Origin of the sequence: Leptolyngbya sp. GGD, assembly GCF_026735145.1 — a bacterium.
Taxonomy (GTDB): domain Bacteria; phylum Cyanobacteriota; class Cyanobacteriia; order Leptolyngbyales; family Leptolyngbyaceae; genus Leptolyngbya; species Leptolyngbya boryana.
Genome location: NZ_JAPQKE010000023.1, coordinates 1 through 2432, shown reverse-complemented (window position 1 = coordinate 2432; position 2432 = coordinate 1). Strand labels below are relative to the sequence as shown.

The 2432-nt window shown below is 47.6% G+C and carries 2 protein-coding genes; one reads left to right on the top strand and one right to left on the bottom strand.

Features of this window, described 5'->3' with window-relative positions; translation table 11 throughout:
* A partial coding sequence (gene ilvD, locus OU814_RS31230) for a dihydroxy-acid dehydratase (RefSeq protein ID WP_268243318.1) occupies positions 1-1516 on the bottom strand: 1516 nt, incomplete at its 3' end.
* 103 nt (positions 1517-1619) lie between these two features.
* On the opposite strand from ilvD, the gene OU814_RS31225 reads away from it, so the two are divergent.
* Positions 1620-2432, top strand: an 813-nt coding sequence (locus tag OU814_RS31225) for a LysR family transcriptional regulator (protein ID WP_268243317.1), incomplete at its 3' end; no start/stop codon positions are given.

The window sequence follows — 2432 nt, the reverse complement described above, 5'->3', positions numbered from 1 at the left end:
CGATCGTAATTTCATCTCCTTCTTGCACCAGTGCGATCGCGCCTCCGACGAAGGCTTCAGGCGCAACATGACCAACCACCATGCCATAGGTTCCGCCAGAAAAGCGTCCATCCGTAATCAGTCCCACCGAGTCGCCTAACCCTGCACCAATCAGTGCCGAAGTCGGAGCTAACATTTCTCGCATGCCGGGTCCTCCTTTCGGTCCTTCATAGCGAATGACGAGAACATCACCTGGGTTGATTTTGCCTGTGAGAATCGCCTCTAAACAGGCTTCCTCTGAGTCAAATACGCGAGCCGGTCCAGTCAGTTTAGGATTTTTGACTCCTGTGATTTTTGCCACGGCTCCTTCGAGAGCTAAATTGCCTTTGAGAATGGCTAGATGTCCAGTCGCATAGAGTGGATGACTCCAAGGACGAATGACCTCTTGGGATGGACATGGTGATTCAGAAACGTCTTTGAGGCATTGCGCGATCGTGTTTCCTGTAATCGTTAAACAATCGCCATGGATCAAGCCCTGTTTGAGCAACATTTTCATCACTTGAGGAATGCCGCCTGCTTTGTGCAAATCTGTCGCGACATAGCGACCGGATGGCTTAAGGTCACAGAGAACAGGCACTCGTTGACGAATGATTTCAAAATCATCAATCGTCCAAGGCACACCCGCAGAATGGGCGATCGCTAAGAAGTGCAGCACCGCATTCGTTGAACCACCGATCGCCATCACCACTGAAACTGCGTTTTCAATTGACTTGCGAGTAATAATGTCACGCGGTAAAAGTTGGTTCCGAATGGCTTCGACTAACACTTTCCCAGCAAGTGCTGTGTTCTCAGCTTTTTCAGGGTCAATGTTGGACATGGTAGAGGAATACATTAAACTCATGCCCATCGCTTCAAATGCAGCAGACATCGTATTCGCAGTGTACATTCCACCACAAGAACCTGCACCTGCACAAGCATTGCGCTCGACTGCATACAGCATTGATTCTTCAATTTTTCCAGTGCTGTACTGTCCCACCGCTTCAAATACGCTGACAACTGTTAAATCTTTTCCATCGAGATGTCCAGGTTTGCTCGTGCCACCATAGACAAAAATGGCGGGAATATTCATTCGTGCCATTGCAATCATGGCTCCCGGTATATTCTTATCGCAGCCGCCGATCGCTAATACACCATCCAGGCTTTGAGCATGGCAGACCGTCTCGATTGAATCTGCAATCACATCTCGCGACACGAGCGAATACTTCATTCCCTCTGTTCCCATCGAAATCCCATCACTTACGGTGATCGTGCCAAACATCTGAGGCATTCCGCCTGCTGTACGAATTCCTGATTCTGCTTGAACAGTCAGCGGCGCAATTCCCATATTGCAAGGCGTAATTGTACTCTGAGCACTCGCGACTCCCACGATCGGCTTTGTAAAATCAGCATCCTCGAATCCGACGGCACGGAGCATGGCACGATTCGGCGATCGCGCAATGCCTTGAGTAATCGTTTGGCTTCTCAAATTTTCGGGCATGGTGTTGCTTGCTCTTAATGGATTGTTTCTGGAGTATAAAAAGCGATTTTTGAGATGTCCAATATATGTTTTGATAGATTTAAGACGAGAAACATATCAAAAAATGGAACTGCGACACCTGCGTTACTTTGTGGCGGTGGCGGAAGAACTTCACTTCAATCGCGCTGCTGAGCGTTTACACATCGCTCAACCTCCGTTGAGCCAACAAATCAAGCAGTTAGAAACTGAATTAGGCGTAGCACTGTTTCACCGGCGAACCAAGCGGCAAGTTCAGCTAACCGAGGCAGGACAAGTTTTGTTGCAGGCGGCTTACCCGATCCTGGCTCAACTGGAACAAGCAATCTACGACACACAACGCGCGGGCAGAGGTCAGACTGGAACTTTAACGATCGGATTTACTAGCTCTGTAGTTTATGATGTTCTGCCGACTATCCTGCATCAGTTTCGACATCACTTCCCACAAGTTGAGCTTGTGCTACAAGAATTGACGACGACTCAGCAGGAAGAAGCATTACACAATCAGCGGATCGACATTGGTTTTTGTCATCCTCCCCTTAAGGACGATCGCTTGCAGTCAGAATCTATTTTGAAAGAATCTTTAGTCGTTGTCTTGCCTGAATCTCACCCATTGGCAACTGAAACAATAATTTCGATGGATTCGCTTGCTGATGAATCTTTTATTCTGTTTCCGCGCCATTTGGGACCCGGTTTGTATGATCAGATTGTGAGCTTCTGCAAGCAAGTGAACTTCAGTCCAAAGGTGATGCAGGAAGCAATCCAAATGCAAACAATTATTGGATTAATTTCAGCAGAAATGGGAGTTGCATTAGTTCCAGCATCGCTACAAAATCTACAACGAGTCGGCGTAGTCTACAAGTCATTACGAGAAACAACACCACAAGTTGAAACGGCTATC